This is a genomic window from Pontibacter pamirensis, from assembly GCF_010015475.1.
Taxonomy (GTDB): domain Bacteria; phylum Bacteroidota; class Bacteroidia; order Cytophagales; family Hymenobacteraceae; genus Pontibacter; species Pontibacter pamirensis.
The window spans coordinates 39982-61284 of sequence record NZ_SSNI01000007.1; the positions used below are offsets into that span (position 1 = coordinate 39982).

The window sequence follows — 21303 nt, forward strand, 5'->3', positions numbered from 1 at the left end:
TCGTGTGGTTCACCCAAACAATATTTTGCCTCTAAAAGTAATGCTTTATGCTTAATATTTCGTTGCAAATCTTAATGACGGTGCTATTATGGATCGTGAGAATTGGGCACCAGATGCTGCATGTTTCAAATATTGATCCAAAAATAGATAAGACAATGTGATAACATGCAGATGATGCCATTAAATAAAGTGAAGCGGCATATTAGAACGCCTCCTAAACAGCAAATATGCGCTAACAGTTCTATACAGGTGCCTTTTTTACTCAGGAAGCTACTGTTCGCACACAATGTACAACCAGGTAGTCTGCGGAAACCGATTCAGTTTGAAAATCAATTCCAGGCAGCAAATATTTAGCCTTAACCGGACATACAAGCTGGATCAATTGTATTGAAAATGAAGACTTTATCTGATGCCGCCAAATGCTGCAAAGCAACTGTTTTTGTGCAATATTTCCACATGCCTGAACCCGACCTCTTTCAACAGATCAAGCTGGAACGTTAAAGGCCGGGGACTGTCCTCTTTGTCTATGTAACTGAGAACTTTATCCCTGTAATCGGCCCCTCCTATACTTGCCAGATAGGCGCTATATTTATCCTGAAACAGCGCATTTACTTCATCTGAACTATGCGTGATCAGGTCGGATATCCAAAAGCTACCGCCTTCTATCAGTGCATTGTATATCTTTGTGAAGGCAAGCCTCCAGTCATCCTCACCTCTCAGATGGTGTAAGACTGCACCAGCAAGAATGATGTCATAGTGGCCTGGAGCCAGTGCAACCGCTCTTATGTCTCCTTGTATAGCATTTATATGCCCGCTTGTCGTTTCCTGGATTCTGCTATAGGCTTTGTCAAGCATTGGTTTTGACAAATCAACCAACGTACAGTTAAGGCCCGGAAGCTTTGTCAGCATCTTTAGCGTGTAATTACCTGCCCCGCATCCAATATCGAGAAGATTGACAGCCTTTGGGTTCACCGCTTTAGCAGCATCCGTTATGAACTCAAGAGAAATGGGAGCGTCAATGGTTGATTGCTGTCCTGTTTCCAAGTTAGAAAACCTATCCACATCGTTGTCAAACCGCTGTCTTATTTCCTCATTTGTCGATTTGTTTCTGAAATTAGCATCCATAGCTACCACTGCTTTATTTGTTTTTTCTTCTAATACAACTGATGGAGGAAATCATACTCAGAACGACTTCCTATACCCAATAGCAGGCTCATCTTGCAGCGCTAAACCGCTGGCAATCAATAATATTTTATCAAAAATACAGATTAAAATTAGGTTTTTTCATAAATTTTCCGTATATTACAAAATACCGAGGAAATCGTCAGCATTTCACATTTTAGGAAGCCCGGACCAGTAATACAAAGGCTTCTGTCGCTATACAGAATATGGAACAGCTATAATGCTGTTACCCTCAAGCAGGCCTCATTTATGAAGCTTAATTAAGGAAAGCCAAGCAAACTACCCTAAGCCTACACCACCATCTGTTCAGATGCGCCTGTTTGTGACCAGTTTGCCCAGTTCCATTATTTGTCTGACAGTGCTCTTCGGCTGTTTTAAATTTATTCATCTAAAATTACTTATACTTATGCTATACACACGAAAGAACACATCAGAGGAGTACAATGCACTTGCCGAACAGGTTATCAACTATGCAGTAAAATCAGGTTACAAGGATATCAAAGCTGACTTTACAGGGTATGACAGCCCGGCATCCTTAACTATGGTAAATCAGGAGCTTGTATTAACGCCTGATTTCACAGCTAAGCGCGGCGATAATAAATACTACTTTGAGCTTGTAGTGAAAAACGGGAATGAGGATGACAAGCGTATGTTGGTAAGCAAATGGAAAGCGTTGGAGTCTATCGCCAAAATGAAAGGCGGCGATCTGCGATTGTTCGTGCCCCATGGCAGCTTTAAGTATGCGACCGAGTTGATGCAAGACCATGGCATTGAGGCGAAATTAACAAAGATGAACAAACTGTAAGATTACAGCTCAAACATATACTTCAGCATTATGTAACTGAATGTTGAGGCAAAAAGAGGAAGTGCAGTTCTGCACTTCCTCTTTTTGTTTTGTCGCACCAGATAACCCAGAAGGCTAACTGCATGGTGCCGAGGCATAAGGCAGTAAGGTTGCTCACCTGTCTCCGGCGGTAAGCCTAAGGAACCGACTATGTTTTATATCCTGGCTTGACGAGTTGGAAATTGCATACCGGCTGCCACAGATTGCCTGGTGCAGGCAATCATTTTCATCCAGAGATGTCTTTTTCGTTCTTGCCATTTCGGCAATACCGCATTTCATAGTTGTTTCATTAACCTATACCTACTCAAACTGTTTCCGTAGACCTGTCCGCCGCGTGCCCAACAAAGTCTTAGTTTGTTATGAGAAGTTCTACTTTTCGTCTCTTACCGCTACGGCTATTTTTGAATCTGCTGTACCGTAGTAAAGAAACCACTTGTTCTTAAAATGTACGAGTCCTTCTACAAAGCATACCTCATTTACCTCGCCAACTTTTTCATAGGGTTTGTCTGGCTGAATGAAATTAGTATTGGTTCTTTCTAATAACTTGTAAGGTTTGGTTTTATCAAAAAGCGCTTGGCCGGCACTATAGGTAAATTTCGGTAAAGCAGGGTCGTTGAAGTTTGCAGCGTTGCTGCCGTTATAGATTAACAGTATGCCCTCATCCTGCAGCATGGCATAAGGGCCGGGTTCAACCAAGCGGCTATCGAAATACCCCTTCCGCGGATGCAGTACCGAGATCATTTTCCCCGATTCTTCGTTCTCAGCTACTTCCCAGTGAATCAGATCATCCGATGTAGTCATAAACAAATCGGTGTCGCCAAAATACATCCAGTACTTGCCGTTTATTTTGGCCGCCACCATTTTGTCGCCGACTGGCTTGGCTACAATGGCTCCCGATTTAGACCAGGTGTCTTTGTATTTTCCTTCCCCTAAAACCAGGCCATGCTTCGTCCAGGTTTGCAGGTCTTTGGAAGTAGCCAAACAAAGGCGGGCTGTTTTACCATCATAAGCAGTATAAGTCAGAATATAAGTGCCGTCTTCGCTTTCTATAATCCGCGGGTCTTCTATTCCGCCCTTCCATTCGTATTTTTTAAATTCGTCTTCGTTGGGAAATAAAATAGGGTCAGCTTGTTTTGTAAAATGCAAACCATCTTCACTAATGGCCAGGCCTAGTCTTGAAGTCATTTGGTTATCCTGGGCCCGGTAGATCAGATAAACTTTCCCTTCTCTTACAATGGCGGATGGGTTCAGAACATTTCTTTCTTCCCAGTTCACTGCCTTTTTGCTAAGAGGAGAATAGAAAGACTGCGCCTGAGAAGGTTGCAGGATAGGGTTCAGGCTATCAACCTTTACAAAATCAAGCAGGGCCCAGTTGGCATCCGGTTTAGCGATTGGCAACTGGACCGTTTTTTCCTGGTTACAGCCAGTAAGCAAAAAGGCGAGGAGTATAAAGCAGGCTAGTTTCATCTAGAAAGTATAAATTTAGATTAATCCATGGTATAGAAAACGCTTAGGAAAAGGGGATGAAGCGAAAATTACCCAGTTTGTTATACAATCGCAAAGCAGGAGCAGTAGCAAAGGCATCCCGGTTTGAGTTCTTTGACCTTCGAGGTGCAGGATGATTACTGCTGAAGAAACGAAAACGTTCAGTTTACTCACTGCATTCACCGCCACCATTTACGAGGAGGTGTTTATGCTGATGAAAATAAAAAGGCAACTCGTCTTGAGATAGGTAGCAGCTTCATTGTGGCAGATATGTTATTGGCATTTAACGGCGTCGTGCATACTGAGCCCGAAGCATTAGCGAAGGTTGAGTATGTATTGTGTTGGCACATTTAGTTTTTCTGACTACTATTCTTCAACATGAGGAACAGATGATATGTAAGCTACCTTTCCCCTTTTGTTGAGCTTGATATGAAGAACCTGGTGGCACTTTATAGTTATAAAAACGTAAACTCGGTAATTAAACCATATATAAATAATTGATTTGCAATCATTTATATGGTGTTTTAAACACTAAGTAATCGTGAGTATCATGGTATTTATCTGCATTTGTAGCCTATATTTCCCGAAATAGAAGAATACATCAACCGATATTCATATTGAGAGCTCTACAAGTGTAAATTTCAAAGATTAATTCCCGAGTTCACGTTTATAAAAAGTTTCTTCTTTGAAAACATGTCTGTCACTCGGTTTTCCCATTATGTCAAGTACAATAAGAGAGTCCATTCCTATTTGCACGTCTTTAAGCTTCTTAACATTTTCTTTGCCCACTACAGCCGCGCTCCTGTACTCACTATCATAAATAGAGTGTCTTATCAACAATGTCAGGCATGCTGAAAGAGCAATTAAGATATAGACAATTCTCTTCTTCATTAATTACCTATTTGTGCCAACTTGTGGATATGCGTGAGCATATAGTTATCAGCGTCATGTGCGGAGGTTTGTAAGCCTGCTTTTCTCCGTTTTTAAAGCTCTTGCGCACATCTTAAGGATATCCTACATTATACTTTCCTACATCAATATATCGAATTAAAAGGAACCCATACCTTCTTTGCTTTATTTCAGGACGGCACCATGATAAAACCAGATGCCCCCGAATCAAAAATATAATGACTCCACCTAATAGCACAGCCATAAAAAACCCCTGCAGCGTGAACTGCAAGGGTTAAGTTTAACGTCAAAAAGATGCCTATAACGCACCTTCTTTTATTTCGTCTACTACGGTAGGGTCCAATAACGTAGAGGTGTCGCCCAGGTTGGAGGTGTCGCCTTCGGCTACCTTGCGCAGAATGCGACGCATGATTTTACCGGAACGCGTTTTAGGAAGACCACTTACTACCTGTATCTTATCCGGACGGGCAATCTTGCCAATCTTTTCTACCACTGTCTCGATTATCTCTGCACGAAGCCAATCCATGTGCTCCGGCTTATCTTTTAGGGTAACGAAGGCATAGATACCCTGCCCTTTCACCTCGTGCGGGTACCCCACCACAGCCGACTCCACCACATGTTTGTTGTGGTTAATGGCTTCCTCAATCTCGGCTGTTCCGAAACGGTGACCAGACACGTTTATCACGTCATCTACGCGGCCAATAATACGATACAACCCGTTTTCGTCGCGTTTGGCACCATCGCCTGTAAAGTACAGGCCTTTGTAGGTGGAGAAGTAGCTGAGGCGGGCTCGTTCGTGGTCGCCGTAGGTGGTGCGGATAATGCCGGGCCACGGAAACTTCATGCACAGGTAACCTTCCACGCCATTCTCTTTTATCTCCTTGCCCTCAGCATCCACCAGTATGGGCTGTATACCCGGCAGCGGCAGGCCAGCATGGCTTGGCTTCATGGGCGTTACACCGGCTATGGTTGATATCATGATACCACCTGTTTCTGTCTGCCACCAGGTATCCACCACCGGGCAACGATCTTTCCCGACGTGGGTATGGTACCAATGCCACGCTTCCTCGTTGATTGGCTCGCCCACCGAACCCAGCACACGCAGCGAGTTCAGGCTATAAGAAAGCACATCTTCAATATCACCGCCCATGAGCGCCCGGATGGCTGTTGGTGCCGTGTAAAAAATAGTTACCCCGAATTTGTCTACTACCTGCCAGAAACGCCCGTTGTCCGGGTAAGTTGGCACCCCTTCAAACATCAATGAGGTTGCCCCGGCCATGAGCGGACCGTATAGCAAATAGGTGTGTCCCGTAATCCAGCCAATGTCAGCGGTGCACCAGTAGACATCACTCTCCTCCAACTGAAACACATTCGTGAAACTGTACTGGGCATATACCATATAGCCGCCACACGTATGTACCACCCCTTTTGGCTTGCCCGTTGACCCGGAGGTATACAAAATAAACAGCATGTCTTCGGCATCCATCTCTTCGGCAGGACACTCCTTGCTTACATCCTTCACTTCCTCATGGTACCATACATCGCGGCCTTCCACCATGTTCACGGCCCAGCCTAATCGCTCCACCACAATTACTTTCTGCACCGATTCACAGCTCTCCAGCGCTTCGTCCACCACGCGCTTCACCGGTATCTGCTTTGCACCGCGGTTAAGCCCATCCGACGTCAGCACCATGCTGCACTGGGCGTCGTTTATCCTGTCGGCCATGGCCGAAGCAGAGAAGCCGGCAAACACCACCGAATGAATGGCACCAATGCGGGCGCAGGCCAGCACGGCTATCGCCAGTTCCGGGATCATAGGCATGTAAATACAGATGCGGTCACCTTTCTTTGCCCCGTTTTTCTTCAGCACGTTGGCATACTGGCATACCTTCTCGTGGAGTTCGCGGTAGGTAAAGCGTATAAACCGCTCTTTCGGGTCGTTCGGCTCCCAGATAAGGGCGAGCTTGTTGCCACGGGTCTTCAGGTGGCGGTCCAGGCAGTTCTCTGTTATGTTGAGTTTGCCTCCCTGAAACCACTTTATGTTCGGTTCCTCAAAATTCCACTCCAGCACCTTGTCCCACTTCTTTCGCCAGGTAAAGGTATCGGCTATATCGGCCCAAAAGCCTTCCGGGTCATCTACACTGCGTTTGTAAGCTTCCTGATATTCTTCATTTGTTTTAAGTTGATAGTTAATCATGGCAAAGGTTAGATTTGAGTTAATGTTTGTCTTTTAAAAGAGCGCTACATTTTAGAATATACGCAAAAGATTTTTTTCCATATTAATGATGTGTTGCCGTACCCGCACCGCGGGGTATACGGATGTCCTCCACTAGTTCCTGAATATAAGCTGGCGGGGCAGGCGTGAAACGAGACACAATACTGGACACGATGAAGTTGAGTATCATACCCAAGGTACCAATACCTTCCGGGGAAATGCCAAACCACCAGTTAGCAGGCACATTAGCCGCAGGGTTAATAAACTTAAAGTATGATATATACGCGATTGTAAACAGAAGCCCTGTCACCATACCCCAGATTGCCCCCTGCTTGTTCATGCGGGTAGAAAAGATACCCATGATGATTACAGGGAAGAAGGAAGCGGCAGCGAGTCCGAATGCAAAGGCAACTACTTCCGCCACAAACCCTGGAGGATTAATACCGAAATAACCAGCTATCACAACCGCTACAGTAGCGGCGGCACGCGCAGCCAGCAGTTCCTGCTTCTCGGATATATCAGGCGTAAACGACTTTTTTAACAGGTCGTGGGCAATAGAGGTGGAAATAACCAGCAGCAGACCCGCCGCTGTAGAAAGGGCCGCTGCCAGGCCACCAGCCGCCACTAAGGCAACTACCCAGTTGGGTAGCCGTGCTATCTCCGGGTTGGCCAGCACCATGATGTCCTTGTCTATAACCAGCTCATTCTGTTCCGGGTCCTTCACATACTGGATAAGGCCGTCTGCATTCTTGTCCGTCACCGAAATTAATCCTGTCTTTCCCCAGTTGCCTACCCACTGTGGCATAGAGGCAATCTCCCGCCCGCTTGTAGTTTGCAGCATGTTGTACATACCATAGGCTCCTACAGCAGGGGCAGTAGTATAGAGAATCGCAATGAAGAGGAGTGCATAACCAGCTGACTTACGGGCATCCTTTACTTTAGGCACCGTAAAGAAGCGCACAATTACGTGAGGTAGGCCGGCAGTGCCTACCATGAGAGCTGCGGTGATGAAGAACACATCTATGGTTGACTTACTGCCCTCCGTATAGGCAGCAAAACCGAGCTCGGTCAGTACGTTATCCAGCCTGTCCAGCAGATACCCCCCTTCTTTTAATTCGCCACCAAAGCCTAGTTGTGGAATGGGATTTCCTGTCAGCAGAATGGATATGAATATGGCTGGTACCATGTAAGCAAATATCAACACGCAGAACTGCGCCACCTGCGTATACGTAATTCCTTTCATACCCCCTAAAACGGCATAGAAAAGCACGATAATCATACCAATGACAACTCCTGTGTTGATGTCTACTTCCAGGAAACGCGAAAATACGATGCCCACTCCACGCATCTGCCCCGCCACGTAGGTAAAGGAAATAAAGATGGCACATACCAGCGCCACCAAACGGGCAGTTTTAGAATAGTATCGATCCCCGACAAAGTCAGGCACCGTAAACTTGCCAAACTTGCGCAGGTACGGCGCCAGGAGCAGGGCCAGCAAAACGTAGCCACCTGTCCAGCCCATGAGGTATACAGAGCCATCGTAGCCCATAAAGGAGATAAGGCCGGCCATGGAGATGAAAGAGGCTGCCGACATCCAGTCTGCCGCAGTGGCCAATCCGTTTGCCAACGGTGATACCCCCCCGCCCGCCACGTAAAAATCTTTTGTGGAACCTGCTCTGGACCAGATAGCAATGCCAATGTAGACGGTAAATGTGATTCCTACAATAATATATGTCCAGGTTAAAATACCCATTGTCTTATAAGTTAGAGTTAAACTTCTTTATGATAAAGGCGTGACTAGTCTTCGTGCACATCAAACTCCCGGTCCAGCCTGTTCATCAGCCACACGTAAACAAAAATGATGATAACAAAGCAGTAGATGGAGCCCTGTTGGGCAAACCAGAAGCCGAGTTTAAATCCTCCCATCCTAATCTGGTTGAGTTCATCCTTTAAGAGTATCCCGAAGACAAACGAGACCAGAAACCATATGCCAAGCAGAATAGATAGAATCCGGACGTTGCGCTTCCAGTACTCCTGCATTTTTTGTCTGTTATTTTCCATGAGGTAAAGAGCTTTTATTTATTAAACGTGTATCATTATCTGCAGAATTATATCAAGTTAGCAATATAATGTAAAAAGAATATTTTGTTATTTGGCAGAACAGCTGTAGGTAATCGGAATTTTACCCCTGGTTCTACCATCAAAAATGCCCTTCCAGTTGCTGGAAGGGCATTTTTGATGGTAGAAAAACAAGTTTTTTTATTCTACAATGTTCTAGTTTAGTATGCACTGCCGTATGGCATCAGAAACTTGAACAAAAGGAGAACATCAAAGACATTTACATATCCCGCACCGACACCATCACCTCATTATACTTGTCTATATTGTGAAGAAAGTTCACAATCTTACTGCCTACCTCATCCGGTGAGGCCAGTTCTCCGTTCGCTTTGTAGTCTCGGAATTTCTCTACGGTGCTGAACCTGCTGGCGTCTGACTCCCGGATTTGCCCCTGCATGCCCGTATCTACTACACCTGGTGAGAGCGCATAAATTTTCACGCCGGAGCCGCGTTTGCCCTGCTCCAACTGCACTGTCTGCGACAGCATGTCGATGGCCGCCTTAGAAGCACAGTAACTGGCCCAGCCATCAATTGGGTATTTGCCTGCGCCGGAGCTCACGTTTACCACCACCTTCTGCGCCGGGTGCTGCTGGTATACCTCCAGGAACGTGTTCATGAGCATAGCCGGCACCACCACGTTCACATCAAATACGAACTGAAACATCTCATTCTGCATGTTCTCACCTACATAGCCAATGTCTCCCAACACACCTGCATTGTTTATCAGCACCAGCTTCTGTGCCTCCGGGTAAGAAATAAATACCTTCTGCAGGTTATGCTCCACCGCCTCTATATCAGAGAAATCAAGTGGTTGATACCGGTAGTTCTCATGCTTGATGCTGTTGGTGCGCGATACGCCCACTACACGGTTATTTTCGTCCTTCAACAGCTCTTCCGCGATGGCTTTGCCTATCCCTTTGCTGGCTCCAGTTATAATGTATATGTTCACTTCGTTTTTAATTATGAATGATGAGTTATAAATTATGACTTGTTCTTATGAGGTACGGATGATAGGAGATGTTGATTCGATAGCACCATACCCGCATCCTGCACACATCTCTAGTAGGAACATATCAGAACAAAGCGCAGCACATTATTCTCATGATAAACGCAAGAACTACTGTCAAACAAAAAGCTGGTGCCCCTGCCATAGCAGAAACACCAGCTTTTTGAGTAAAAATTAGCTAACAAAAACGAGTCTGGAGACTCTTGTCCACCCCAAGTCAGGGATAGATTCCCGCGCCAGCGTGTACCTTTTTTAACTTTCTAACTCTTTAACTTTCTAACTACAAAATATATTGGCTTAGGTCGCGGTTCTTCACCATGCCTGCCAGCTTTTCCTGCACTGTTTCACGGGTGATAACGATATGCGCGTTCGGCCCGATTTTATCCGGCACATCAAACAGGATATCATTCAGCAGGCGGCTCATAACCGTGTGCAGGCGGCGGGCACCGATGTTCTCTACCTCAGAATTCACCTCAAAGGCAATGGAAGCGATTTCGTCCAGTGCTTCGTCGTTAAAGCTCAAATCCACATCCTCGGCAGAAAGCAGCGCTTCATACTGCTTGGTGAGGGCGTTCTTCGGGAATTTCAGAATTTGGTAAAAATCATCCTTGGTCAGGCTATCCAGCTCCACGCGAATCGGGAAACGTCCCTGCAATTCCGGAATCAGGTCAGATGGCTTGGCCACGTGGAACGCTCCGGCTGCAATAAACAGGATATGGTCGGTGTTGATGATGCCGTACTTGGTATTTACCGACGAACCTTCCACAATCGGCAGCAGGTCGCGCTGCACACCTTCGCGACTTACGTCCGGGCCACCGCCGCCTTTTTTACTGGAGCTGGCCACTTTGTCTATCTCATCGATGAAGATAACGCCTGCGTTCTCTGCTTTGAAGATGGCCTCTTCTTTTACTTCATCCATGTCGATAAGTTTTGAAGCTTCCTCTTCCAGCAAAATCTTGCGGGCCTCGGCAATGGTTACTTTGCGCTTCTTCGTTTTCTTGGGCATCATGCCGCTGATCATCTCCTGGATGTTCATCATAGAAGCTTCATCCATGCCAGGACCTAAGGCCCCTACGCCAGGCATAGCACTCTGCTGTATCCTGATTTCAATCTTTCGGTCTTCCAGTTCGCCGTTGCGGATTTTTTCACGGAATTTCTCACGGGTACGCTCGTTCAGCTCATAATCGCTGTCCGGCATCACAGCGGGGTCGGAGGAGTAACCAACAGACGAAGTGGTATTGCCCCTGCCCTGAATAGGCGGTATAAGGGCATCCAGGATAATGTCTTCCACTACTTCGGCGGCACGCTGCTTAACCTCTTCTTTCTTCTTGCTCTTCACCATGTTCACCGACTGCTCTACCAGGTCACGCACCATGCTTTCCACATCGCGGCCTACGTAACCTACTTCGGTAAATTTAGAAGCCTCCACTTTGGTGAAGGGCGCATCTGCAATCTTGGCAAGGCGCCGGGCGATTTCTGTTTTACCTACACCTGTTGCCCCAATCATGAGAATGTTGTTCGGCACAATCTCGCCTTTGATATTCTCATCGGCATTCATGCGGCGCCAGCGGTTACGAAGCGCAATGGCTACATTGCGCTTGGCATCGTTCTGCCCGATAATATATTTATCCAGCTCCGCTACAATCTGGGCCGGGGTTAAATGTTCTATGCTATCTAACATGTTGTTTCGTTTTTGATAATGTTTTACGCACTACAGCGGATACACTGCCACAGCTTATAAACTTATTTTAACTACTCTTCTTTTTAAGGAAGGTACGGGTGTTGGTGCTCACGGTAACATAATGGGTAGCGCCGGAAGGATGAAAAAAAGCACTGCCGTAATTCAACTCAAACGTACGCACCCGCAGCATGGCTCCCAGTGAAAAACCTGCCCCTCCTGAACGGGTATCAAGTCGTAGTTCCCGGCGGCGCAGGTGGTTATACCCCGCCCGCACCTGAAAGTTCTTGCTGAACACAAACTCAGCGCCTGCCACAAAGTGCCGGGCTATCTTGTCACCTAACTTTTTCTCTTCCTTCACCTCATTCCCATTCGCATCCAGCTGCCCCGGTGCATTGGGGTCGAGGTACACAATATCGAACTGGTAGAGGCGGTGCGCCGTGAGCGAAAGCCGCACGGGCATATGCTCCGGCTTATAGCTTATGCCCAACTGGGCATCAAAAGGCATTGACTGTCGCTCTCCTCCATCATACGGCTTTACCTGGTATCCGACGTTCTTAAAGGCCAGCCCCACCGTAAAATCCTTTTCAGGGTGCTTAAACGCCACTCCCGCATCTGCCAACAAACCCACTGCCTTGTTCCCCGCTATACTCGATACTGCTACCCTTGCAGTGGCACCCACTGTAAAGGCCTCAAACTGCCGGGCATGTGTCAGGTTGATGGTATACTCATTTACGCTAAAGCTGCCCTCTGCTGCCCCGGTGGCGTCGCGTTGTACAAAATCACCGTAGTTCAGGTAATTTATGCCTGCTGCCCACCGACCATACTTCTCAGAATTAAAAGCATAAGCTACGTTACTCTGCCTGATATCAGCCAGGTAGCCTGCATAACTCAGTGATAGCTGGTTGTCCATCTCCTTGTTCAGCAGCGCCGGGTTAGCCGCCACCATGTTCACATCATGCGCCCCAGCCGTTACGTTCACTCCACCCAAAGCCGCTTGTTTAGCACTGCCCGGAAGCTCCAGGAAACTGAAGCCTCTTTGGCCGCCCACCTGCGCCTGCGCTGTAAGCGCAAAAGCCAATAGCAGGACGACGAGCAGTGGCTTGTGTGCTTTCATGCTTTAACGGCTACTGGAGTAGTTTTGAGTAATAGAATGCCCTAAACAATATTGTCATTTCGACGATAGGAGAAATCTGAGTTATGCAGACTACAGATTTCTCCTATCGTCGAAATGACAGACAACTTATTCTGTCAATCACCTCTTCACTTATTCAACATTCGTTTTCTCTTCCGTCAAGGTCAGCTTAAGAGGGTGTTTCACCTTCTCCTTTAGCAGGGCTATTTTCACAACATCATCCACACGGTCTACATAGTGTATGTTCAAACCTTTGATGTAGTGCGCCGGAATTTCGTTGATGTCTTTCTTATTTTTCTGGCAAAGGATGATATCGGATATACCAGCACGCTTGGCCGCTAAAATTTTCTCTTTGATGCCGCCTACTGGCAACACTTTGCCGCGCAAGGTTATTTCACCGGTCATAGCCAGTCGCGACTTCACCTTACGCTGCGTAAATACAGAGGCAATACTCGTAAAAATGGCAATACCCGCCGACGGGCCATCTTTTGGCACAGCCCCTTCCGGGAAGTGGATGTGCAGGTCGTACTGGTCAAACAGGCGGTAGTCAATATCCAGTAGTTCTGCATGTGCCTTCAGATAAGAAATGGCCGTCATAGCCGACTCCTTCATCACATCACCCAACTGCCCTGACAGCGTCAGCTTGCCTTTTCCTTTGCTCAGGATAGATTCTATAAAGAGGATATCACCACCTACAGAGGTCCAGGCCAAGCCTGTTACCACACCTGCCGTGTCAATGTCCTGGTATATCTCTTTGTCAAAAATTTCGGAGCCTAAAATCTTCACCACCTCTTCCGGCTTAATAGAAGAAGAGAACTCCTCCTCCATCGCCTTTAGCTTAGCGGTGTTGCGCATCAGCTGGCCTATCTTCCGCTCCAGGTTTCTTACGCCTGATTCACGGGTATAATCATCTATCACTTTCTGAATGGTTGCCTTTGGCACCTTCACGTCGTCCGGCTCCAGACCGTGCTCCTGCAGCTGCTTTGGCACGAGGTGGCGCTTGGCTATTTCTGTTTTCTCCTCCAGGGTGTAGCCCGTAATCTCGATGATTTCCATACGGTCGCGCAGGGCGGGCTGTATGGTATCCAATGAGTTGGCTGTGGCGATGAACAGCACCTTCGACAGGTCATACTCTACATCCAAGTAATTGTCCATAAACGTATGGTTCTGCTCCGGGTCCAGTACCTCCAGCAAAGCGGAAGCAGGGTCGCCACGGAAATCAGACGCCAGTTTGTCTATCTCGTCCAGGATAATGACCGGGTTAGAAGAACCTGTCTTTTTAATCTGGCTGATTATCTTGCCCGGCATCGCCCCCACATAGGTGCGGCGGTGACCGCGTATCTCTGCCTCATCTCTCACGCCACCCAACGACATACGCACATAGTTGCGGCCTAACGCCTTCGCCACAGAACGGCCGAGGGAGGTTTTACCAACCCCTGGAGGGCCATAAAGGCAAAGAATCGGCGCTTTCATGTCGTTCTTCAGCTTCAGCACGGCCAGGTATTCCAGAATGCGCTCCTTTACCTTCTCCAGGCCATAGTGGTCGGCGTCGAGTATCTTTTTGGTGCGCTTCAGGTTAAAATTATCTTTGGTGAAATCGTTCCAGGGCAGGTCGAGCAGGAACTCGAGGTAGTTAACGGCTACCGGGTATTCTGCCGCCTGCGAGTTCAGGCGGGCTAGCTTCTCCATCTCCTTCTGGAAATGCTTGGCCACAGGCTCTGCCCATTTCTTCTTCTTCGCACGCTCCCTAAAGCGTTCTATCTCCTGGTCTGGTCCCTCCTGACCCAACTCATCCTGCAGCACCTTTATCTGCTGACGCAGGAAATAATCGCGCTGCTGCTGGTCAATATCAGTATGTACTTTTGAATGGATTTCCTGCTTCAGCTCCAGCATCTGAATCTCGAGCAGCATAAGCTCCAGCAGTTGGGTACCGCGATCTTTGCTGTCGTTCACCTCGAGCAGCGCCTGTTTCTGCGCCACTTCCACATTCAGGTTGCTCGACAGGAAATGCGTCAGGAAGCTTGGGCTGTCGATGTTGTCCAGCGCCACCTGCGCCTCCTGCGGTATCTCCGGGTTTAGCTTGAGCATTTTGCCGGCCGCATCTTTCAACGACTGCACCAGCGCCTTCACTTCTTTGCTCTTCTTATCCAGTGGCGTCTCCTCGCAGATACTCACCTTAGCCGTCAGGAAAGGGTCTTCCTGCTTTATCTCGTCTATCTGAAAGCGGCTCTGCCCTTGAATAATGATGGTGGTATTGCCATCGGGCAGCACCAGCATTTTCAGGATTTTAGCGACGGTACCTATGTTGTACAAGTCTTCGCCTGCCGGATCGTCGCTGCTGGTGTTCTTTTGCGCCACCACACCCACCACTTTACTACCGGTATGGGCCTTTCGCACCAGTTTCACAGACTTTTTGCGGGTTACCGTAATCGGCAGCACCACCCCCGGGAAAAGCACCGTATTGCGCACTGCCAGAATCGGCAATTCATCCGGCAGGTCTTCGGTCTTTACGTCATCCTCAATTTCTGCCGTTATTACCGGGATGAGCTCGATATCATCGTCATCAGAAATCCTGCTTAATAATAGATTTTGTAAAAATTGATTGAATGTATAGTTCATATGTTGATTAATGCCATTTTGACAGAAAAACACTGTTGTCCCCCGTTTTTCTGAACTTCCGTAGTAATGTCAAGTCTTGTGCCAAGGCTATTTTGGCAGAAGTATTGTCTGTTAAACTTTATTTAAGTGTAAAGCCCTTTTCAAAAATTATAGCAAGTTATAACGCTTTCGCAAAATATAGCTAAGATTTGATATCTTTGAAACTCAGGCAAAACACTTAGAATGATGAAACGATCCCTCTTGTTGGCGCTTTACTTGCTGCTATTCCATCTTGCCTTCACAAGCCAGGGACAGCAGTACAAGCACATTCCACTCGATTCAGAAGCAGGCCTGAATGTTCATAAAAAAGCTCCTGCTCCCGAGCTTCACTTTAACTTTTCCAATTTAAATAAAATACCTTACTATCACGAGCCCAGAAAGCTTGCGGCCATACAAAAATTAGAGAAACGCAAGCGCTATGACCAGGTGCTGCCGCTGCTAAGGCAGTACGTAAAAAACTTTGGAGTTCAGAACTTTTACAAAGACACACACCTGCTCTGGCGCCTGGGTCAGCTATACGAGAAAAGAGGGGAACAGGAAATGGCAATAGCTTTATACCGCCTCGTGCTGAAACACCACCGTTCCGATGTGCGCAAAGTGACCTCCCACTACGACTCCCTGGAGCAGAACACCAAAGACTATTATGTACCGCTCGATTACTACTATGAGCTGGTAGAATACCGGAAGTCCATCGCTACTTTTCAGCCGCCGAGAGGGGTATACATTAACATGGGCAACGCTATCAACTCTGAGTATGCAGACTATGGCCCCACCCTCAGCGATGAAAACGAGATGTTCATATATACCTCGAAGCGCAACGTGAACTACCTGGGGATGGAGACGAAAGTAAATGAGGATTTGTTTTACAGCAAACAGAACAACGGATACTGGGAAGAGGCCAAATCCTTCGGCAAGCCCATCAACAGCCAGTACAACGAAGGCTCTGCCTGCCTGAGCCGCGACGGCAAAACCCTTTACTTTGCCCGCTGCGAATCGCCGGACGGCATGGGCAACTGCGACCTGTATATGGCCTCTATGCAAGAAGATGGCACCTGGGGGCAGATCAGGAACCTGGGCGCCAACGTAAACTCTGAAGCCTGGGACTCTCAACCGACGCTTTCTTCTAATGAAGACACCCTTTACTTTGCCTCTGACCGCCTGGGCGGCTTTGGTTTGTCAGACATTTACTATACCTATAAAACAAAAGGAGGCAACTGGGCGAAAGCTAAAAACCTAGGCCCGGTGGTAAATACCCGCGAGAGCGAGGTGAGTCCGTTCTTCCACCCGCTGTACCAGGTGCTGTACTTTAGCTCCAGGGGCCAGCTCTACAACTTCGGTGACTTCGACATCTACAAAACCTATAAGGTGCAGGGGCACTGGCAGGAGCCCCGTAACATTGGGCCGCTCGTGAACGGGCGGGGTAGCGAGTATTATTTTACGATTGATGCTGCCTCTAAAAACCTCTACTACGCCCGCTCCGAAGCAGACGATATAGAGAACCTGGACTTGTTCTCATTTCCGCTACCGATGGAGGCGCACCCCCTGGCCGTTACCAAAGTAGAAGGCATCCTAACGGATTCTGTTACCCGCAAGCCCTTGTCTGGCATAGTCTCTGTCGTTGACCTGGAAAACGGCATTGAGATCTCCTCTAAGTATATCCGCCCCGATGGGACTTTTGAGTTTGACCTGATCGATAAATCGCGCTACATGATACTGATCCAAAGCGCTGACTTCTTTACCATTGAAAGGGAATTGTCGCTGGAGCAGGACACCGCTTTCCAGGTAATGACCACCCTGATAGATTATAGCGTGCCGATGGTATTCAAGAACATTGAGTTTGAGCAGAACCAGTCGAACATTATTGAGGAAATGAAGCCGATACTAGACGAGGTGGCGATGTTTATGATTGACCACCCCAGCTACAGGCTGGAAATAGCTGGCCACACAGACAGCTTCGGAGACCCCGACTTTAATCTTTCCCTCTCGCAGGATAGAGCGGAAGCCATAAAACGCTACATAGAACGGCAGGTAAACATTGGCAATGAACGCATTGATGCCATTGGCTACGGCAGCCGAAAACCTTTACGTGAAGAGAAAACAGAGGAAGACCGGCGTCTCAACCGCCGGGTAGAGTTTACTATCATTAAACCGAAGAAAAGTAGCTTTTAGCGCCTACTGAAATTTTGTCAGCGCTATAATTGCATCCTCTGTTCCTTCTTTGCGTTGATAGTGGAAAACACACCCTTACAATGCCCTTTACTCCTGCACATCCTGCTTTAGTGCTGCCCCTCATTAGCCGAAAAAAGCCTTTGCTCTCCGGCACAGGCCTGATTATTGGCAGCATGGCACCTGACTTTGAATACTTTTTCCGTTTGCACCATGTCAGCTACTTCAGCCATACCATTCTAGGTATTTTACTGTTTAATGTGCCAGTAACGCTCCTGCTGTCCGTAATTTTCCATGTGTTGGTGCGTGATCAGGTTATCCGGCACCTGCCCCCTTACTTCAGGCAAAGAGCCCTGACAATCCAGTACCCCAAATGGCTCACTTACCTGGAGAAGAACTGGTTTATATTTTTAGTTTCTGCTGTTATAGGTGCTTTTTCTCACTTACTCTGGGATGAGTTTACGCATCCGGACAACAGAATCGTAACCATACTTCCTATACTGCTTACACAGGTGAAGGTGCCTTTTGTAGAAAAAAGTATGATGCTATGCCGCCTTATCCAGCACCTGAGTTCAGTTCTGGGTGTTGCTGTAGTTCTCTGGTATGTGCATAGCCTGCCCAAAGCGCAACTACAGCCAGGGCAACAACATTGGTTCAGGTTCTGGCTGGGGATTTTTGGCTTCGGAATGCTGTTCCTGCTTTTGAACCTGTTTATACGGCTAGACCTGCTACCTGCACCTGGCAACCTTGTCGTGATATTGATCAGCGGATGTATGCTGGCACTGATTATAGCAGGGGCCACATCTAAGTTAAGGCAACAGGTTTAAGCGTAATTTAAAAGAGGCGACACAAACAAGTTGTATCGCCTCTTTTGAGTTTGAGTGTCTTGCAGTTTAGAACGTGAGCTTTTTCGTTACATCTCCCCGCTGCATCAGCACACTTTCCGTTTCACCTTTATAGTCCACATTTACGATGTTCATCTGGTCTGTGAACAGATCCATTAGGATAGCGTTTTTCACGTAGAGTTGCGCCAGCGTTCCCTTCTGAACAGGCACTTCTACATACATCCATACCACATCCACATCTTCTTCTGAACCCAGCAGCCTGGACTTTAGCGGCTTGCCTTTCTCCAGCTCAAAAGAAAGCGTTTTATGCAGGTATTCTGTAATATACTTCTTCACCTCCTCAGAACTGCTGCTATAAATTACTTTTGTCTTTGCCTGGCGCGAGAGGGCATTTTCCAGGTCATCCATAAACACTTTTACAGCTACTTCCAGGCTTTGTGTATTTGGATTATACTTTACGTCCGTGATGCTGGCGTGGTAATCGTGGGCACTCACCGGCTGTGTTACCAGAAAAGCCACTATCAATAGCAGCACGGAAAATATTTTATACTTCATAGATTGTTATTTGCCGGCGGGCAGGTCGGCCAACACACACTTTGCCATTGTGGGCATACTGTCGCTTACAATGCGCTGCACGTCGTTGATATTGGATTGGTAAGGCACCTTCACCTTATTGCCCGACACCAGCTCGCCATTACTGTCATAGATCGAATAGTGAACCAAAAAATCACGTTCATAGTTCTGTGCCGCCCTATCTAAACAGTTTTCATACACCGTTTTCACCTCAAACTGATTAATGAAAACATAGTAATCGATGCCGTACTGGCCATTAAAGTAGCTGAAGAAGTTCGGGTCTTTCACTTTTACGCCGAAGTGCTTGGTCGGGTCCTGGGCAACAGACACCTCTTCCGGTTCGCCTTTCAGGCCCATCTTGTCTTTCTGGCGCAGCACCCAGGCTACTGCACCTTTTTCCTCCTCTTTCACTACTGGCTGGTGGTTATACCTCGACTGCTTGTTGTCCTGATAGCTATAATTCAGTGATTTATAGATGCGGCTCAGCTCGCTCACGCTATCACGGTACACGCCCCCCAGAAGGTGTATGGTTTCATAGCCCTGTGGTGCCAGCATGGCATTCAGTCTGCCACGGAACACATGGCGCACGTTCTGGCGCGGGATGTGCGATTGGCGGGCAATCTCGTAATCAGCATCAGAAAAGTACAGGTAAGGATCGAATGGGATAACCAGTACACGGCTTTTTGTTTTATTTTCCGCTGGCTTTGGCGCAGGGGCCGCTGCCGCAGAGGTACTCTCCACGGTACGGGTTGCGGTAGCGTTTCCAGCTTTTGCTGTAGCAGTTTTTTGCTGCGACGATGCCGGTTTGGCTGCGGCAACAGCGCTTTTTGCAGCAGGCTTTGCTTGACGGCCCAAGTACAATGTTTGCCCGATCTGCAGTGTATTGTTATTCCATTTCTGCAGCGAGTCTAAGGGAATGTTAAAACGGCGCGAAAGGCTGTAATACGTATCGCCCTGCTGCACCAGGTACACGCTATCGCCGGGAGCGGCCATAGCGTGCTGGTTTATGGAAAGCAGTTTTGCGGCTGGTGCCGCTTCAACGTGATTTAATGCAATTACTAAAAGGAGTATTAAGCTTGTAAGGCTGGAAGCAAAGATGCTTTTCATGAGTGGAACTCTTGGTTAGAAGATCAACTTGAACACATCGTTAAAGATAGCAAATGCCATTAAGCCTAACAATAAAACCATACCCACTTTTTGGGCGTTCTCCAGAAAGTTATCAGAAGGTTTGCGCCCGCTAATCATCTCGTATGTTAAAAATACCACGTGGCCACCGTCCAGTGCAGGTATTGGCAGGAAGTTCATAAAAGCCAGCACCATGGAAAGCATGGCTACGATAGACCAGAACTTGTACCAGTTAAACGTATCCGGGAAAAGCTGTGTAATTCCTATCGGGCCGCTAAGAGATTTTGAGGCTGAAACCTCGCCACGGAAGATCTTGCCGAATCCTGCAACCTGTGCAGTGAGCACACCAAAGGCCTGTTCGGCACCCATTGGGATAGACTCCCCTAACGAATAATCGCGGGTAGCATACTGCAGCATTGGCTCTGAATGGAAACCAATTGTGCCGTCTTCGCTTACTTCCGTTTTCAGTTTGATAAGCTTATCGTTGCGTTTCACCGTCATGGAAACTGCTTCGCCTTTATGCTCCTGCATGGCCTGCTGAAACTCGTGGAAGAATTGGATATCTTCTCCGTTCACTCTGGTAATGATGTCGCCATCCTGCAAACCTGCTTTATCGGCAGCACTACCGGCAACAACATCCCCTACCCTGAAAGGTAAACGCGGCTGCACAAAGAACATCCGGTCTTCTCTATCTGCCAGTTGATCCATCAGGTCTAGCGGTACCTGTATGTCTACCATTTGGCCATTGCGCTCTACCGTGTAGTAGGAATTAGAACCGAGCAAGGCATCCATGGAGTATACATCATTAAACTTCTCGAGCTCTTTGCCATTTACGGCCACCACTCTATCGCCTGTCTCAAAACCCATGTCCTGCCCAATCTCGTTTGCCACCACGCCATACCTTACCTCAGAAGCAGGCAGATAGCTCTCGCCATAGTTATAGGTAAGGGCAATGTATATCACGATGGCCGTGATAACATTCACTATGATGCCGCCCATCATCACGATAAGGCGCTGCCAAGCGGGTTTAGCGCGGAACTCCCACGGCTTCGGCTCCTCTTTCAGCGCCTCTGTGTCCATGGACTCATCCACCATACCGGAGATTTTCACGAAACCACCCAGTGGAATCATGCCCAGCATGTATTCTGTCTCGCCAAACTTCTTGCTAAATACTTTTGGAGGAAAGCCGATAGCATATTTTTCTACCCGCATTCCGAACCACTTGGCAGTCAGCATGTGTCCTAACTCATGTAGCCCTACCAGTATCGTCAGGCCCAGTATGAGCTGGCCCACCATTACAATTATATCCATCTAAAAAGAAAAAATTAACACTTTTGGTCCGGCTCTTGCCTTTACAGCAACAG

The 21303-nt window shown here is 47.5% G+C and carries 16 protein-coding genes; 3 read left to right on the plus strand and 13 right to left on the minus strand.

Going from position 1 to position 21303, the window contains the following annotated elements; genetic code table 11:
* Positions 1-402 precede the first annotated feature (402 nt).
* Entirely contained in the window at positions 403-1125 is a 723-nt protein-coding gene (locus E1919_RS08150) for a class I SAM-dependent methyltransferase (protein WP_162052865.1), read from the minus strand.
* A 463-nt stretch (positions 1126-1588) separates the two neighbouring features.
* On the opposite strand from E1919_RS08150, the gene E1919_RS08155 reads away from it, so the two are divergent.
* On the plus strand, positions 1589-1987 hold the full coding sequence (locus tag E1919_RS08155; RefSeq protein WP_162052866.1) for a hypothetical protein: 399 nt from the start codon (positions 1589-1591) through the stop codon (positions 1985-1987).
* Between the two features lie 408 nt (positions 1988-2395).
* Here the strand turns inward: E1919_RS08155 and E1919_RS08160 are convergent, their stop codons facing one another.
* The 9 genes from E1919_RS08160 to lon all read right to left on the minus strand — a co-directional run bounded on the left by E1919_RS08160 (position 2396) and on the right by lon (position 15191).
* Positions 2396-3424 (minus strand): glycoside hydrolase family 130 protein, encoded by a 1029-nt coding sequence (locus E1919_RS08160; RefSeq protein ID WP_237144152.1) that lies wholly within the window; start codon positions 3422-3424, stop codon positions 2396-2398.
* 735 nt (positions 3425-4159) lie between these two features.
* On the minus strand, positions 4160-4402 hold the full coding sequence (locus E1919_RS08165) for a hypothetical protein (RefSeq protein WP_162052868.1): 243 nt from the start codon (positions 4400-4402) through the stop codon (positions 4160-4162).
* 316 nt (positions 4403-4718) lie between these two features.
* Complete coding sequence (acs, locus tag E1919_RS08170; protein ID WP_162052869.1) at positions 4719-6617, minus strand: acetate--CoA ligase; 1899 nt, start codon at positions 6615-6617, stop codon at positions 4719-4721.
* An 82-nt stretch (positions 6618-6699) separates the two neighbouring features.
* Complete coding sequence (locus E1919_RS08175; protein WP_162052870.1) at positions 6700-8388, minus strand: sodium:solute symporter family protein; 1689 nt, start codon at positions 8386-8388, stop codon at positions 6700-6702.
* Positions 8389-8432: 44 nt separating this feature from the next.
* On the minus strand, positions 8433-8696 hold the full coding sequence (locus E1919_RS08180; protein WP_162052871.1) for a DUF4212 domain-containing protein: 264 nt from the start codon (positions 8694-8696) through the stop codon (positions 8433-8435).
* Between the two features lie 277 nt (positions 8697-8973).
* Positions 8974-9702, minus strand: a complete 729-nt coding sequence (locus E1919_RS08185; protein WP_162052872.1) for an SDR family NAD(P)-dependent oxidoreductase — start codon at positions 9700-9702, stop codon at positions 8974-8976.
* A 337-nt stretch (positions 9703-10039) separates the two neighbouring features.
* A complete protein-coding gene (gene hslU / locus E1919_RS08190) occupies positions 10040-11440 on the minus strand; it encodes an ATP-dependent protease ATPase subunit HslU (RefSeq protein WP_162052873.1) in 1401 nt (466 codons plus the stop codon).
* Between the two features lie 67 nt (positions 11441-11507).
* A complete protein-coding gene (gene porQ / locus E1919_RS08195) occupies positions 11508-12554 on the minus strand; it encodes a type IX secretion system protein PorQ (RefSeq protein ID WP_162052874.1) in 1047 nt (348 codons plus the stop codon).
* A gap of 150 nt (positions 12555-12704) precedes the next feature.
* The gene (gene lon, locus E1919_RS08200) at positions 12705-15191 is read right to left on the minus strand and encodes an endopeptidase La (RefSeq protein ID WP_162052875.1); all 2487 of its coding nucleotides are present in this window, start codon (positions 15189-15191) and stop codon (positions 12705-12707) included.
* Positions 15192-15413: 222 nt separating this feature from the next.
* On the opposite strand from lon, the gene E1919_RS08205 reads away from it, so the two are divergent.
* Together E1919_RS08205 and E1919_RS08210 are read left to right on the plus strand one after the other, a co-directional pair.
* Positions 15414-17399, plus strand: coding sequence for an OmpA family protein (locus E1919_RS08205; protein WP_237144155.1), 1986 nt, complete (start codon positions 15414-15416; stop codon positions 17397-17399).
* An 80-nt stretch (positions 17400-17479) separates the two neighbouring features.
* The gene (locus E1919_RS08210; RefSeq protein ID WP_162052876.1) at positions 17480-18223 is read left to right on the plus strand and encodes a DUF4184 family protein; all 744 of its coding nucleotides are present in this window, start codon (positions 17480-17482) and stop codon (positions 18221-18223) included.
* A gap of 66 nt (positions 18224-18289) precedes the next feature.
* Here E1919_RS08210 and E1919_RS08215 read toward each other — a convergent pair whose 3' ends face one another.
* Genes E1919_RS08215 through rseP form a run of 3 tightly spaced genes read right to left on the minus strand, consistent with a single transcriptional unit; the run spans position 18290 to position 21250 of the window.
* Positions 18290-18796 (minus strand): DUF6702 family protein, encoded by a 507-nt coding sequence (locus E1919_RS08215; RefSeq protein WP_237144157.1) that lies wholly within the window; start codon positions 18794-18796, stop codon positions 18290-18292.
* 6 nt (positions 18797-18802) lie between these two features.
* Complete coding sequence (locus E1919_RS08220) at positions 18803-19921, minus strand: LysM peptidoglycan-binding domain-containing protein (RefSeq protein ID WP_162052877.1); 1119 nt, start codon at positions 19919-19921, stop codon at positions 18803-18805.
* A gap of 15 nt (positions 19922-19936) precedes the next feature.
* A complete protein-coding gene (rseP, locus tag E1919_RS08225; RefSeq protein ID WP_162052878.1) occupies positions 19937-21250 on the minus strand; it encodes an RIP metalloprotease RseP in 1314 nt (437 codons plus the stop codon).
* Positions 21251-21303 lie beyond the last annotated feature (53 nt).

Coding starts and splice junctions, on each gene's coding strand:
- E1919_RS08205 (WP_237144155.1), top strand. CDS start 15,414: ATGATGAAACGATCCCTCTTGTTGGCGCTTTACTTGCTGCTATTCCAT.
- E1919_RS08150 (WP_162052865.1), bottom strand. CDS start 1,125: ATGGATGCTAATTTCAGAAACAAATCGACAAATGAGGAAATAAGACAG.
- hslU (WP_162052873.1), bottom strand. CDS start 11,440: ATGTTAGATAGCATAGAACATTTAACCCCGGCCCAGATTGTAGCGGAG.
- E1919_RS08180 (WP_162052871.1), bottom strand. CDS start 8,696: ATGGAAAATAACAGACAAAAAATGCAGGAGTACTGGAAGCGCAACGTC.
- E1919_RS08210 (WP_162052876.1), top strand. CDS start 17,480: ATGCCCTTTACTCCTGCACATCCTGCTTTAGTGCTGCCCCTCATTAGC.
- lon (WP_162052875.1), bottom strand. CDS start 15,191: ATGAACTATACATTCAATCAATTTTTACAAAATCTATTATTAAGCAGG.
- rseP (WP_162052878.1), bottom strand. CDS start 21,250: ATGGATATAATTGTAATGGTGGGCCAGCTCATACTGGGCCTGACGATA.
- acs (WP_162052869.1), bottom strand. CDS start 6,617: ATGATTAACTATCAACTTAAAACAAATGAAGAATATCAGGAAGCTTAC.
- E1919_RS08165 (WP_162052868.1), bottom strand. CDS start 4,402: ATGAAGAAGAGAATTGTCTATATCTTAATTGCTCTTTCAGCATGCCTG.
- E1919_RS08155 (WP_162052866.1), top strand. CDS start 1,589: ATGCTATACACACGAAAGAACACATCAGAGGAGTACAATGCACTTGCC.
- porQ (WP_162052874.1), bottom strand. CDS start 12,554: ATGAAAGCACACAAGCCACTGCTCGTCGTCCTGCTATTGGCTTTTGCG.
- E1919_RS08220 (WP_162052877.1), bottom strand. CDS start 19,921: ATGAAAAGCATCTTTGCTTCCAGCCTTACAAGCTTAATACTCCTTTTA.
- E1919_RS08175 (WP_162052870.1), bottom strand. CDS start 8,388: ATGGGTATTTTAACCTGGACATATATTATTGTAGGAATCACATTTACC.
- E1919_RS08215 (WP_237144157.1), bottom strand. CDS start 18,796: ATGAAGTATAAAATATTTTCCGTGCTGCTATTGATAGTGGCTTTTCTG.